Source organism: Paenibacillus bouchesdurhonensis (assembly GCF_900155685.1).
GTDB lineage: Bacteria > Bacillota > Bacilli > Paenibacillales > Paenibacillaceae > Fontibacillus > Fontibacillus bouchesdurhonensis.
The window spans coordinates 2,631,019-2,645,096 of record NZ_LT732548.1; the positions used below are offsets into that span (position 1 = coordinate 2,631,019).

The 14,078-nt window shown below is 49.2% G+C and carries 10 protein-coding genes; 9 read left to right on the forward strand and 1 reads right to left on the reverse strand.

Going from position 1 to position 14,078, the window contains the following annotated elements:
- The 5 genes from CZ379_RS16180 to CZ379_RS16200 form a co-directional block, all read left to right on the forward strand.
- A partial coding sequence (locus CZ379_RS16180; RefSeq protein ID WP_199925634.1) for a dynamin family protein occupies positions 1–1,883 on the forward strand: 1,883 nt, incomplete at its 5' end.
- 124 nt (positions 1,884–2,007) lie between these two features.
- Entirely contained in the window at positions 2,008–3,777 is a 1,770-nt protein-coding gene (locus CZ379_RS16185) for an ABC transporter ATP-binding protein (RefSeq protein ID WP_110932565.1), read from the forward strand.
- Between the two features lies 1 nt (position 3,778).
- Positions 3,779–5,629 (forward strand): ABC transporter ATP-binding protein, encoded by a 1,851-nt coding sequence (locus CZ379_RS16190; RefSeq protein WP_234404926.1) that lies wholly within the window; start codon positions 3,779–3,781, stop codon positions 5,627–5,629.
- Between the two features lie 113 nt (positions 5,630–5,742).
- Positions 5,743–6,927, forward strand: coding sequence for a formate-dependent phosphoribosylglycinamide formyltransferase (purT, locus tag CZ379_RS16195; protein WP_110932566.1), 1,185 nt, complete (start codon positions 5,743–5,745; stop codon positions 6,925–6,927).
- Positions 6,920–7,378: a GNAT family N-acetyltransferase gene (locus tag CZ379_RS16200; RefSeq protein ID WP_110932567.1), complete on the forward strand. Its 459-nt coding sequence runs from the start codon at positions 6,920–6,922 to the stop codon at positions 7,376–7,378. Before purT ends, CZ379_RS16200 begins: the two co-directional genes overlap by 8 nt.
- Positions 7,379–7,490: 112 nt before the next feature.
- Here CZ379_RS16200 and CZ379_RS16205 read toward each other — a convergent pair whose 3' ends face one another.
- Positions 7,491–8,072: a hypothetical protein gene (locus CZ379_RS16205; protein WP_110932568.1), complete on the reverse strand. Its 582-nt coding sequence runs from the start codon at positions 8,070–8,072 to the stop codon at positions 7,491–7,493.
- 193 nt (positions 8,073–8,265) lie between these two features.
- On the opposite strand from CZ379_RS16205, the gene CZ379_RS16210 reads away from it, so the two are divergent.
- From CZ379_RS16210 to CZ379_RS16225, 4 genes are all read left to right on the forward strand, one after another.
- The gene (locus CZ379_RS16210) at positions 8,266–9,921 is read left to right on the forward strand and encodes a response regulator (protein WP_110932569.1); all 1,656 of its coding nucleotides are present in this window, start codon (positions 8,266–8,268) and stop codon (positions 9,919–9,921) included.
- Entirely contained in the window at positions 9,918–11,708 is a 1,791-nt protein-coding gene (locus tag CZ379_RS16215; RefSeq protein WP_110932570.1) for a sensor histidine kinase, read from the forward strand. Before CZ379_RS16210 ends, CZ379_RS16215 begins: the two co-directional genes overlap by 4 nt.
- 2 nt (positions 11,709–11,710) lie before the next feature.
- Positions 11,711–12,706, forward strand: coding sequence for a substrate-binding domain-containing protein (locus CZ379_RS16220; protein WP_110932571.1), 996 nt, complete (start codon positions 11,711–11,713; stop codon positions 12,704–12,706).
- A 318-nt stretch (positions 12,707–13,024) separates the two neighbouring features.
- Positions 13,025–14,056, forward strand: coding sequence for a galactose ABC transporter substrate-binding protein (locus CZ379_RS16225; RefSeq protein ID WP_110932572.1), 1,032 nt, complete (start codon positions 13,025–13,027; stop codon positions 14,054–14,056).
- Positions 14,057–14,078: the final 22 nt, after the last annotated feature.

Below are 14,078 nucleotides of genomic sequence, written 5' to 3' on the forward strand. Positions count from 1 at the left end.
GGCTGAGCGAGGCGGCGGCGGTGCTGAGCGCCGCCGCCGAGGCGCTGGCCCCGTACCCCGCCTTCGGGTCGGGGGTACGGGAGCTGCGCGTCCGCGCGGCGGCACTTCGCGGCGGACGCTTCACAGTCGCGCTGTTCGGAGCCTTCAGCGCGGGCAAATCCTCCTTCGCGAACGCCCTGCTGGGCGCTCAGGTTCTGCCGGTATCGCCGCATCCGACGACCGCGGCGATCAATCGCATTATCGCGCCGGAAGGGGACATGAAGCATGGCCAGGCGGCCATTACCTTCAAGACCCCCGAAGCGATGCGCGAGGATTTGGCTTACTCCTTTGAGGCGCTGCAGCTTGGAGCTTGGAAGGAAGGCAACTGGCTGTCTGAAGTAAGGAGATTGAAGGCGCCAGATGTCCCTCCTTCCGGGCGAGCCCATTTCAGCTTCCTGAAAGCGGCTGCCCTAGGCTGGGAGCAAAATGCTTCGCGGCTTGGAAGCCGGGAAGTGACCGGATTGGAGCAATTCGCAGAATATGTGGCCGAAGAGAGCCGTGCTTGCTTCGTAGCGGGTATCGATTTGTATTATTCTTGTCCGCTCACAGAGCAGGGAATTGTGATCGTGGATACTCCAGGGGCGGATTCTATTCATGCCCGGCATACTGGAGTCACCTTTGAATATATGAAAAACAGTGATGCACTGCTGTATGTTACCTATTACAACCATGCCTTCTCCCGAGCAGATCGCCAGTTCCTGAGCCATTTGGGCCGGGTGAAGGGCAACTTTGCGCTCGACAAAATGTTCTTTATCGTCAACGCTGCCGACTTGGCGGCGACGCCGGGCGAGCTGTCCAGCGTAGTCGAGCATGTGGAAGATGGTCTGCGTGCGGCCGGAATTGAGTCGCCGCAAATTTATCCGGTATCGAGCATCATTGCATTGGAATCCAAGCAAAGCGGAGAGGCCGCCAAGCTCGAAACTTCGGGATTCTCCCGGTTCGAGGCTCGTTTCTTCCGCTTTATCGGCGAAGATTTAGCGGGGGTAGCTATTAATGGGGCACGCCATGAGCTGGAGCAGTTCATTGCGCGGGCAGAGCAGTGGAGCAATACGCTGGCCAAAAGCGAGGAAGAACGCGAACAGCTTAAAGCTCAATTGACCTTGGATCGCCAGCGCTTTATTGCGAAGCTTGGAGAGCTGACGGGTAGCAATAAAGCGGCGGAGATCGCTCAGGAAACCGAAGAATTGTTATTTCATGTTCGCAGACGTCTGCAATTTCTAGCGGGTGATTTGTATCATGAATATTTCCATCCTTCGCTCCTACAGGATGACGGTGGGGATATGAAGCGGAAATTTGCCGCTTCTTTAAAGGGATGGATGGCTCAACTCAGCATAGAGCTTGAGCGCGAGGTTCAAGCGACTTCTCTGCGTCTTGAGAAGAAATGCGAGTCGCTGCTTTCGAAGGAAGCCCATGCTTGGCTTGTGGTGCTGAAGGAAGAAATCGAGTCGCTGCCTGGATTGTCGATTTATGGAACCTCTGCCTGGCTGACTCCGAGCATCCAAGAAGGAGGCTTGGGGGATGGCCTTAAGGCTGCCTCATATTGGAGCTATTTTAGAAATCCAAAGACATTTTTTGAAGGAGGGGGTAAGCAGAGATTGCGTGACGCGCTGGAGGAACCGCTAAGCGCAAGCATCAAAGAAGCGGTTCAGCGTTGCGGAGACGATTTAATCCAATTTTATGCGGAAGAGACCTCGTCAAGATTTGCAGCGATTGCTGCTTCGTTTGAGGCGCAGTGGAATGAATGGGAGAACAGCGTATCCAGTATGCCTGACGCGGCGAATCCAGATGAGTCGTGGAAGGCTGTTCCGCAGCGCCTTCAAACTCTGTATCAGGAATTGCTTTAAAGAACACAAGAACACAAGAACACAAAAACAACATAACTGAAGAGTAACGCAGACGTCGCGAAGAGGGGCAAATAATTTTAATATTGCAAGCCATCGATGACAGGCGTTACTGGGAGGAAATGACATGGAAGTACTAAGGCAATTAAGAGGTTATTATCGGGAACGGCGAACTTATTTAATATTGTCGATCCTGTGCTTGGCTGCAGCGACTGGATTTGGACTCGTATATCCTTTGCTGCTTCGAAATTTGATTGATGATGTGATTAGTCCCGGCAATTACGAAGGGGTATTATGGATTGCTTTGACGGCCTTAGGTGTCGTCATCATCAAAGCATTCTTGCAGTTTTTACACGGATTTTTCGGCGGAAGGCTTGGCAACTATCTCGCTTATCGACTTCGGAATGCCTGTTATGAGAAGCTGCAATTTCTATCGTTCCGCTATTATGATAGAGCGAAGACTGGGGATTTGATGTCCCGGCTAACGGGAGATCTGGAGGCAATTCGGAACTTCGTCGGCTTTGGATTTGCACAATTGCTCAATCTGGTGCTGATGGTTGTGTTTGGATCGATTATGATGATGTCGATTCACTGGCAGTTAACCCTGATCACGATGATCACGATTCCGTTTCTAGCTGGGGTTGCCTTGAAGTTCGAGTCCAAAATTCACCCGGCCTTCCAGGAAATGCGTCTTGCTCTGAGTTCGCTGACGACGGCGGTTCAGGAGAATGTAACTGGGGTGCGTACTGTCAAATCATTTGCCCGCGAGCCCTACGAGATGGAGAAGTTCTCTCATCGCAATGAGCGCTATAAGGATAATCAGATTTTTGCCTCAATGCTGTGGAGTAAATTTTTCCCTGTCATGGAGCTGCTTGCGTCGATTAGTGTAGCTGTTCTGCTGGCTGTTGGAGGAACTCTTGTCGTTAAGGAGCAGTTGACGCTTGGAGATTTGGTCGCCTTCTTCAGCTTAATTTGGTTCATTATCGGCCCGATGTGGGGGCTAGGCTTCCATATTAACAACTATACGCAATCCAAGGCCTCGGGGGAACGGGTGCTGGAAATCCTGAATCAGAACGTAGATGTGAAGGATGAAGACAGTGCGGTCGATCTGGATTTGGAGAATGTGCAGGGCAAGGTGGAATTCGATCATGTCACCTTTGCTTACGGCAACAAAATGCCTGCGTTAACGGATATCCATTTTACAGCGGAGCCGGGGGCGGTCATCGGCTTTCTTGGCGGCACCGGATCAGGCAAGTCGACGATTATTCAGCTGCTCATGCGCGCCTATAATGTGAATGAGGGAAGCATTCGACTCGACGGAAGAGATATTAATGATATACGCATCCAAAGTTTGCGCAGCGGGATTGCAACTGTATTTCAGGAGACCTTCCTGTTCTCTTCCAGCATTCGGAACAATATCGCTTACGGCATTACACAAGTATCCATGGAGGAAATCATTCATGCGGCCAAGCTCGCGAAGGCCCATGATTTCATAATGGAATTGCCCGATGGATACGATACCGTCGTCGGCGAACGAGGGATGGGGCTGTCCGGGGGCCAGAAGCAGCGGATCGCCATTGCGCGCGCTTTGCTTATAAATCCTAAGATTCTCATTCTTGACGATGCAACAAGTGCGGTTGATATGGAAACCGAGCATGAAATTCAATCGGGCTTCCAAGAAGTAATGCAGGGCCGAACCACCTTCATTATTGCCCACCGAATCTCATCGCTTCGTCATGCGGATGAAATTCTGGTGTTGGATGAAGGGCGAATTGTACAGCGTGGCAAGCATGAAGAACTGATTCATGTCCCTGGACCGTATCAAGAAGTATACCGAATTCAATATGCTGACCATCTGTCCCGGGCTAACGAGAGCAATGAAGGGAAGGTGTTGTAGCATGCATACTGAAACTCATAGCAATCAGGCGTTCAAGGGAAAGAAGCAGAAGACGCGGATTGAGGAGCGCTTCGTATATCAGGATGATGAGCTGATCGACAAGGCGTTTGACTGGAAGCAGTTCCGCCGCTTGTTCTCTTACATGAAGCCTTATGCGAAGCAGATGCTGCCGCTTGTGCTGCTAATGACCGTCCTAGGGACGATTACGAAGCTGACCGTTCCTTTTTTGACGAGTGTCGCCATTGACAAAGCGATAGCTCCCGCGATTGGCAACCCCAGCTTAAGGCTGCTTTACATTTTAACGGGGATTATCGTCGCGCTTTACATCGTGCAGTGGATATCCAGTCGACTTCGCATCAAGTATACGAACATTATCGGACAGAGAGTGATCTATGACCTTCGTTCCGACCTGTTCAAGCATATCCAGAAGCTGTCGTTTAATTTCTTTGATAAGCGACCGGCGGGTTCGGTGCTCGTACGCGTCACGAACGACGTCAACTCGCTGCAGGATTTGTTCACGAACGGCGTCGTCAACTTGATGATCGACTGTGTACAATTAGCAGGGATCGTTGTCATTCTGCTGCTGATTAACTGGCAGCTGGGCCTTGCCGTCATGATTACCGTTCCGATTATGTTCTTCGTGTCGACAAAGCTAAGGCAGAAGATCCGAATCGCATGGCAGGAAGTGCGGATGCGAAATTCCCGGATCAATTCTCACTTGAATGAATCGATTCAAGGAATCCGCGTAACCCAGGCGTATACGCAGGAGCATGAGAACATGCGCTTTTTCGATATGATGAATATGGACAGCAAGAAGTCTTGGGATAAAGCCTCGGCGATGAACCAGATGTTTGGACCAATTATCGAAATCACCGGCGGATTAGGAACTTTTATTTTGTTCATGCTCGGTGCCTACATGATTCAAACCGGCGAGCTGACGATCGGGCTGCTTGTAGCGTTCAGCAACTACGTCGGGAATTTCTGGGATCCGATCAACCGACTTGGAATGATGTATAACCAACTGCTTGTCGCCATGGCTTCATCGGAGCGTATCTTTGAATTTATCGATGAGGAGCCGAGTATTGCCGATAAGGCGGGGGCGAAGCCGCTTCCGCCGATTGAAGGGAATATTGAGTTCAAAAATGTCATATTTGAATATGAGAAGAACCGGCCGGCTCTGAAGGGAATTTCCTTGGACGTTCAAGCAGGGCAATCAATCGCCCTTGTGGGCCACACCGGATCAGGGAAAAGCACGATCATTAATCTGTTAAGCAGGTTCTATGATACGACCGAGGGCTCCGTTCATATCGACGGCCATGATATCCGGGATGTTACGGTTCGCAGCCTGCGAAGCCAGATCGGCATCGTTCTTCAGGACACGTTCATTTTCTCGGGAAGCATCCGCGACAATATTCGTTTTGGCCGGCTAGATGCCACGGATGAGGAGGTCGAAGCAGCGGCTAAAGCGGTGGATGCGCATGACTTCATCATGAAGCTCCCGGGCGGCTATGATACCGAGGTGGAGGAGCGCGGAAACGCCTTGTCGATGGGACAGCGTCAGCTGTTGTCCTTCGCGCGGGCGCTGCTGGCCAACCCTCGTATCCTGATTCTTGACGAAGCGACGGCGAGTATTGATACGGAAACCGAACTTAAAATCCAAGAGGCGCTGAAGGTGCTGTTGAAGGGAAGAACGTCATTTATTGTTGCCCACCGTTTGTCCACGATCCGAAATGCTGATAATATCGTCGTGCTGGATCATGGAGAGATTAAGGAGCAAGGTTCCCATGAACAATTAATGGCGAAAAAGGGAATTTATAGCGGACTTGTCGAAGCCCAGTTTCGTTTTTTGTAATTTTCTGAAGATTTTAATCACATTTTAATGTCGAACTCTTGCTTTATTTCTCATAAAACCTGAAAATAGATGGAGATGAATTAACTCAACATTCAAGGGGGATATCTGTAGTCATGTGGGGTGCTCCTCTATCAGAGCATGCCAAGAGCATTATGCTGCTTGGCAGTGGGGAATTAGGTAAGGAAGTTGTCATTGAAGCTCAGCGGCTCGGCGTCAGGTGCATTGCCGTGGATCGCTATGAGCACGCGCCCGCAATGGGAGTCGCACATGAATCCTATGTTATCGATATGCTGGATGGTGAGGCGCTTCGCGCGTTGATTGCCAGCGTCTCACCAGATCTTATTATTCCAGAGGTCGAAGCAATTGCGACAGATGTTCTTGTTGAACTGGAGCGAGAGGGCTATAAAGTTATCCCGACGGCAGGAGCTACCAGGCTCACGATGGATCGGGAGGGCATTCGCCGGCTTGCTGCGGAAGAGCTTGGCCTGCCGACGGCTAGTTATCGGTTTGCCAACAGCTTGGAAGAGCTGGAATCGGCCGTAGCCGAAATCGGCTACCCTTGTGTAATTAAGCCGTTAATGAGCTCATCTGGCAAGGGACAAAGCGTATGCCGGAAACCAGCCGATGTATCGCATTGCTGGCAGGCTGCTCTGGAGGGGGCTCGCGCCAAGCAAATGCGGGTCATTGTTGAATCTTTTATCCCTTTTACAAGCGAGATTACGTTGTTGACTGTTCGATCTGCCTCAGGGACGCTCTTTTGCCCGCCGATCGGCCATGTCCAGCAGGATGGTGATTATGTCGAATCATGGCAGCCTCATGTCATGAGCCCAGCCCAGCTTTCGGAAGTGGAGATGATCGCCCGGAAAGTAACGGACGCGCTCGGGGGCTACGGTGTGTTCGGCGTTGAATTGTTCCTGACGGAGGAGGGGGTCGTGTTTAGCGAGGTATCCCCCAGGCCGCATGATACGGGCATGGTCACGATGATGACCCAGGATTTATCGGAGTTCGCCTTGCATGTAAGGGCGATTCTGGGATTCCCGATACCATCCATTGAACTGGTTACACCAGGTGCTTCTGCAACACTCAAGAGTGATCAGGAAGGGGAAGCCTTCATTATCACAGGCATGGAGGAAGCTTTGAGCGTGCCAAGAACGCAAATTCGCGTGTTCGGCAAACCGCTTAGCAAGCAGGGAAGACGGATGGCTGTTGCTCTAAGTGGAGCAGAGGATGTTGAAACAGCTCGCAGCCGCGCGAAACAAGCGGCTAGCTCATTAAAGGTGGTAAAGATCAATGAGTAGTATGGTGTTGGCACCGGCTTTAGTCATTCGCAGAAGTTGTTCCGGAGATGTCGAGCAGATGCTGCCCTTAATGCGCCAGCTTAAATATCCAACGACACCAAGCGTGCTGCATGAGCGGCTTTGCCTGCTGGAGGAGCATCCGTTATTGTGTAGTTATGTCGCTGAATTGGATGGCAAACTTATAGGTACAACCTTTTTGAAGCAGCATCAGACGCATGACATGAGCCATCCGGTAACGCTGATTACAGCGATGGTTGTTGACGAGAAGCACCGCAGTACGGGTGTTGGTCGTCAGCTTGTGGAGGCGGCTGAAGCTTGGGCCCAGGAGCAAGGCAGCAACCAGCTTGTTCTGTCTGCTGGTGGAGAGCGCAATATGCTGGCGAAGTCTTTTTACGAGCATATGGGCTTTATATGCCGGGGATACCGTCTAAGCAAGTCATTAGATTCATAGAGAGAGTAGATATCGAACCTTCGAATATAGCTGAATTTATAAGAACCTCGCCCATGGCGAGGTTCTTTGCTGCATTCTATTTGATTGTCGGAGACATGATTTGCGAAGCTTCCTATACGACGTATGAAGGCTGCTGCTGAAGCTTATTATTTCTTCGATAGCAGCATAGCTCACGATAGGTTTCTAGGCGGCCTCGGAATATGAGCTCAAGGTGAGAGCAGGATTCCAAATCCGCAGGGGTTGTGAGGGCGGCGGACTTATTTACGAGATGTACTCCGCCTTGTAGAAACACGGAGCTGACGAATTGGGAGCAGAAGTAAGAGTTCGCTCCGCCGAGCTCCATGTTGAGGATGATGCCGAGAATACCCAGAAAATTATAGCTGTACAGTTCATCGTTTTCTTCAAACTGACGGACGTAGGTTCGCATACGTTCGTAAGTCTCTTTACTGACGGTGCAGCTATAAATGGCGCAAGTTGCTTTCTCGAATACACCGGAGTGGATGTTCTCCTTCACAAAACCACCGAAGACGGGGATGAGAGGATGCTTCCGGCCAAAGCTGTAAACTTCACGAAGTTCGGAATCAAATGCGATCGAGGCATGATTATATGGCGCTCTTGTGTACAAACCAATCATTTTCGTGACGATGGTCCGCGGATTACTCAGCAGAATAAAAATTTGTGTTTCGTTGTTCATATTTTTTTCAACCGCCATTTAATTTTTAGGTTATGTACTACTATTTATTGATATTACCATGGTATGACAGTTCATGGAATACCAAAACCGTCTAAAGGCGTAAATAATACTAGACTATAGTCTTGGCCACCAGTTTACATTTAGCAGTCGATGTTATAAAATCGGGTGGAAATCTAGGAGGAGTTGATGCTCCATGTATAAATTAATATTAGCAGACGATGAAGCGGATGTGCGGGAAGGGCTCATCGGGCAGATCGATTGGGCTGGTCTAGGGTTTATAGTCATGGATACGGCTGAGAACGGGAAGGAAGCGGCAGAGCTGATTGAGAAGCATGTCCCGGATGTCGTTGTAACAGATATTCAAATGCCGTTTATGAACGGCTTGCAGCTGTCGGAGTGGACGAGGACTCATTATCCGTCTACAAAGATCATTATACTTACCGGCTTTGAGGAGTTTGAATACGCTCAGCAGGCGATCCGCCTGCAAATCGATGAATACATACTTAAACCGTTCTCCGCAGGCGAGTTGGCGGCGGTATTGCAGAAGGTGAAACGGCATATTGACGAGGAATTGGCGGAGAGAGAAAATGTACAGACGTTAACGGAACATTATCGTCAAAGCTTGCCGGTTCTCCAAAGCTTGTTCCTCTCCTCCCTCGTATCCCGGCGTTTGCCGAAGGCTGAAATACGGGAGAAAGGCAGACACTATGAAATGGACTTAGAGGGACAGGGTTATATGGTTTCGGTCGTTAGTGTAGACTCTCTACAACTGTCGGAGCCAAAAGAAGAGGAATCCTCAACTGCCGGTTCTCCCTCTCTGCGGGATATGAAGGATAACCAGCTTCAGCTGTTTGCAGTGCTGAATATCGCGGATGAAATTACGAAACGGGAACAATTCGGCCGTGTCTTCATTCATCATGATGTCGTAGTGCTATTAAGCATATGCTCGGTGCAGGACAAGGAGCATATTACCGCGAGAACACTGGAGATCCTCGAAGAAATCCGCTTTAGCGTGGAACGCTATCTGAAGCTGAGCATTACCTGTGGGGCCGGCTCGGCCGTGATGAACCTGAGCGATTTGGTGATTTCATATGATGAGGCTCAACAGGCGCTGGATTATCGCCTAATTCTCGGTCTTAACAAGGTGATTTGGATTCATGATGTCGAGACAAGGCAGAGCATGCCATTCATTTATGACGATACCCGCGAGAAGGAATTGATTCGCTGCCTTAAGGTAGGAAGCGATGGCGAATTGCATCAATTGCTGGACGAGTTGTTCTCGGTTTTAGTCGACAGTAGGGTTTCGTACGAGGATTTCCAAGTGCACCTGCTAGAAATGCTGACGACGGTCATTCGGGTAGCCAAAGAATTCCGGGTCAACCTGGATCAGTTATTTGGCGATGAAAGAGCACTGCTTGGACATTTCGCTAAAATCACCCATGCTAGTGAAGCGAAATCCTGGTTTATCAGCATATGTGTCAAGCTAAGGAGTTCAATCGCATCGGAACGGCAATCCAGCTACAGCCGGTTAGTGGCTGAGGCCAAGGAATACATCGAGGCCAATTATCATGACAGCGATATTTCGATAAACAGAGTATCCAAGCATCTGCATATTAGTACGGGGTACTTCAGTAATATTTTTAAACGGGAAATGAAAATGACCTTCGTCAATTATTTGCTGGGAATTCGCATGGAAGCGGCGCAGCACTTACTTCGGAACACGGAATTGAAAGCGTTTGAAATCGCTGAGAAGGTAGGCTTTACCGATCCAAATTACTTCAGCTTCTGCTTTCGAAAGAAATTCGGCATTTCTCCGAAGGAATTTCGTAATGGAGCCGAATCGTCATGAAAATATGGAGACATGTCAGTTCATTCTTCAAGCAATTTCATGTGCGAAAAATCCAAACGATTATTTCGTTATCTACTATTTCGATTACAGTGCTCGTAGTCATTCTTGTCAGCTACATGTTATTTGACCGCTTCTCCCAAGCTTCGGAAGAAAATACATATTTGAATTTAAATCAAATCATTGAACAAGTTAACGCGAATTTGGAGCTATATGTAAGCGGTATGGAGGATATATTCGAGGTTGCCGAGGAGAAGGTCAACGCGGGAGGCAAGCTAAGCGACGAGACGCTTGAGGAACAGCTGGGAACGATCCTAAATACGCGTGAAGATCTTGTGTCGATTGCTCTGTTCTCTATGGATGGTCAATTGGTGCGCAACGTGCCTTCTATTCCAATGCGACAAAATACAAAGCTAACGGAGCAGGCCTGGTTTACAATGGCTCAGAAAAATCCCGGGAAACTGCAGTTTACACCGCCCCACATTCAAAATTTATTCAAGTGGGAGTATCGTTGGGTCGTTTCGATGAGCAAAGTTATTCCGTATTATGATGGGGACATGATCAAACAAGGCGTACTCGCGATTGATGTGAACTTCCGAACGATTGATGAGCTTAGCCAGAGAGTGAGCCTTGGCAAGCAGGGTTATGTCTATATTATCGATGCGGCGGGAAACATTGTGTATCATCCGCAGCAGCAGCTGATTTATGCTGGGCTGAAATATGAAAATTTGGAGCCCGTTCTGAATTATAGCTTCGGGAGCTACTTGGATGAGGCGGAAGGAGAGCAGCGAATTATTCTCATTCAGACGGTACAGCCAATTGGGTGGAAAATAGTGGGAGTTGCCTATGTGGAAGAATTTCTGACTACGAAGCAGGATTTGCGGGATTTCATCGTCTGGTTTCTGATAGGTGTTCTCGTTGTCGTTCTGATTGTATCGATATACGTGTCCGCCAGAATATCACAGCCGATCCGCAGGCTGGAGCGTTCCGTTAAAATGGTGGAAAAGGGGAATTTTCGTACTGCGGTAGATGTCGGCGGGGTATATGAAGTAGAGCAGTTGTCCAAACGCTTTAATCTTATGCTGCGGCGCATTCGTGAACTGATGGATCAAATCATTGAGGAGCAGGAAGCCAAGCGAAAAAGCGAGCTGGATGTGCTTCAATCTCAGATTAATCCGCATTTTTTGTACAATACCTTGAACTCGGTTACCCGGCTTGCCGAAATGGGAAGGAACGAAGAGGTTGTAACGACGATTACGTCGTTGTCCCGATTTTTCCGCATTAGCTTGAGCAAAGGCAGTCATATTATTTCGGTTCAGGAAGAACTGGAGCACGTCAGGAACTATTTGATTATTCAGACAATTCGTTTTAAAAATAAATTTCGCTATGAAATCGAATGCGAGGAGCAGGCGCTCGAATGTCTTACTCTCAAGCTTATATTGCAGCCGCTGGTTGAGAATGCGATTCACCATGGAATCGAGCAACTGGCGGAGGAAGGCTTTATTGGGGTCTATATTTCTTTGCAGGATGAGCATTTGCGGCTGAAAATTAAAGACAATGGCGTGGGCATGACTCCGGACAGATTATCGAAAGTAAGGACAGGGGCCGCGCGGAGTGATAGCGGCTCCGGCTCCGGTGTAGGCGTGAGGAACGTTCAGGAGCGGATTGCTTTATATTACGGGGCCCCATATGGATTGCATTTTGAAAGCGAGCTTGAAGAGGGAACTACCGTGACGATTAGGATACCCGTCGTTAGGCCGGAAAACGAGCAAGGGGGGAAGAGAGCTTGAGAATGTTATTGAAATGGAGCGAGTGCCTGCGGATATCCCGCTTGCTTCCCTTGCTCTTGATCCCGGTCGTAATTCTGCTTGCTTCCTGTACTTCCGCTGTAAATCCGCAGCATGAACGAAATGTGCTTGTTGTGGATATGATCGTTAAGTTGGATCGCGGGGATTATTGGAGAACGATTCGCATGGGCGCTGAAGTAGCTGCGAAAGAATATAATGTCCAGTTGAATTATATGGCGCCAAGCAATGAGAATGACTTCAGAGATCAAATTATGCTCATGGAGGAGGCTATCGCAAGACGACCGGACGCAATTATTCTGTCGGCAAGTGATTATGAAGCGCTCGGACAGGTAACGGATCGCTCCTCCTACTATGATATACCCGTTGTTTCCATGGACTCGGAGGTCGCCTCTACCAAGGTAAAAACTTACGTCGGCACCAACAATTATGAAGCAGGTCAGAAGGCAGCAGAGCGTTTAGTGCAGCTCATTGGAGAGAATAGCCAGGTTGGGATTGTAAATTTCGTGAAGGGTGCCAAGAATGCCGATCAGCGGGAGGAAGGATTCCTGGATTATGTGGCTCGCTTTCCGGGCATTGAGGTCGTGGATATTCAATACTGCGGTTCCGATGAGGAGCTTGCTTACCGGTTAACGAAGGAAATGCTGGCAAATTACCCCGGAATAGATGGGTTGGTGTCCTTAAGCGCGGAATCCTCGATTGGTGCGGGACGGGCGGTTAGCGATCTAGGCTATGGCGGCATCGTCAAGATGATCACATTCGATAATCCACCGGAGATGCTGGAGCTGATGCAGGAGGATAAGGTACAGGCGATGGTCGTACAAAATCCGTTCAATAACGGATATTTGGCCGTGGTCGCCGCGGTTCAAGCCGCACGCGGGGAGAAACTGGAGGATCGGATACCGACAGATACGAAGCTGATCGACTTGGATAATATGCTGTGGCCAGAGCACCAGAAGCTGCTTTTTCCATTTGTGCAGTAGGATTGTCGCTTGATGGAGAAGAACTGAAGCAGGGGCTGCGGCGGCTGGCGGAGCATTTTGGTGAAATCACAGTGTCGCGTCAAGGGAGATATGTAGACTAAGCAAAAATAATATGGTGCTGGATCGCTGCACTTAGCGGCAGGCCTGGGTTACAGCCTCGTTCCAATTTGGAACGGGGCTTCTTATGTTTTTCATACTTCCTCAGAATTTTAATAGAACATCTCAGAATTTTTGATTCGCTTTAACGGAGAAACCCGTCATAATGTAAGCGTAACTACAACATAAAGAAGATAAAAATGATTTCAGGAGGTCAAAACGATGAAAAAAATTGCTTCTGCAATGCTGGCTGCCGCACTTCTTGGTACTGCGGTAGTTGGATGCTCCAACGGCGGTAATAAGGAGGGCTCTGGCGGGGGCGCGACTCCTAATGTAGGCGTGGCTATATACAAGTTCGATGATACCTTCATGACTGGCGTCCGCAATTCGATCAGGCAGAACGCGGATGGGCTCGCAAAGGTAGAGATTGTCGACAGTCAAAACTCCCAGCCTACTCAGAATGACAAGGTCGACTTATTCCTAACGAAGAAAACAAACGCACTGATTATTAATCCGGTTGATCGTACAGCGGCTGGCGTCATTATCGATAAAGCAAAGGCCAAGGATACGCCGGTCGTATTCTTGAACCGGGAACCGCTGCCTGAAGATATGAAGAAATGGGATAAGGTGTATTACGTTGGGGCGAGAGCAGAAGAATCTGGAACATTATCCGGCCAAATCATTGCAGATTACTGGAAAGCCAACCCGGAGGCCGACAAGAATGGTGACGGTGTGTTGCAATACGTCATGCTGAAGGGCGAGCCAGGCCACCAAGACGCCGAGCTGCGTACCCAGTACTCCATCCAAGCTATTGAGGATGCTGGAATTAAAGTAGAGAAAGTAAATGAGGATACGGCCATGTGGGATCGGGTAAAAGGTCAGGAAAAAATGGCGGCATTCCTTGCAGCTAACGGCGATAAGATCGAAGCTGTTCTTGCAAATAACGATGACATGGCCTTAGGTGCTATCGAATCGCTTAAAGCGGCTGGCTATTTCACAGGCGACAAATATATTCCGGTTGTGGGCGTCGATGCGACAGCCCCTGCACTGCAAGCCCTTGAGCAAGGCACGATGCTTGGAACAGTGCTAAACGACGCACAGAACCAAGGTAAAGCTGCGGTTACGCTTGCTTCCTTGCTTGCCCAAGGAGCGGAAATTAATAGCGACAGCGTTGGCTTCGAAATTTCCGATAATCAGTTTGTTTGGATTCCTTATCAGAAAGTAACGAAGGAAAACGCAGCCGAGTTCAAATAAGTCAACGGACAGCAGGGTTCTC

Coding starts and splice junctions, on each gene's coding strand:
- CZ379_RS16190 (WP_234404926.1), top strand. CDS start 3,779: ATGCATACTGAAACTCATAGCAATCAGGCGTTCAAGGGAAAGAAGCAG.
- CZ379_RS16210 (WP_110932569.1), top strand. CDS start 8,266: ATGTATAAATTAATATTAGCAGACGATGAAGCGGATGTGCGGGAAGGG.
- CZ379_RS16185 (WP_110932565.1), top strand. CDS start 2,008: ATGGAAGTACTAAGGCAATTAAGAGGTTATTATCGGGAACGGCGAACT.
- CZ379_RS16200 (WP_110932567.1), top strand. CDS start 6,920: ATGAGTAGTATGGTGTTGGCACCGGCTTTAGTCATTCGCAGAAGTTGT.
- CZ379_RS16205 (WP_110932568.1), bottom strand. CDS start 8,072: ATGAACAACGAAACACAAATTTTTATTCTGCTGAGTAATCCGCGGACC.
- purT (WP_110932566.1), top strand. CDS start 5,743: ATGTGGGGTGCTCCTCTATCAGAGCATGCCAAGAGCATTATGCTGCTT.
- CZ379_RS16220 (WP_110932571.1), top strand. CDS start 11,711: ATGTTATTGAAATGGAGCGAGTGCCTGCGGATATCCCGCTTGCTTCCC.
- CZ379_RS16215 (WP_110932570.1), top strand. CDS start 9,918: ATGAAAATATGGAGACATGTCAGTTCATTCTTCAAGCAATTTCATGTG.
- CZ379_RS16225 (WP_110932572.1), top strand. CDS start 13,025: ATGAAAAAAATTGCTTCTGCAATGCTGGCTGCCGCACTTCTTGGTACT.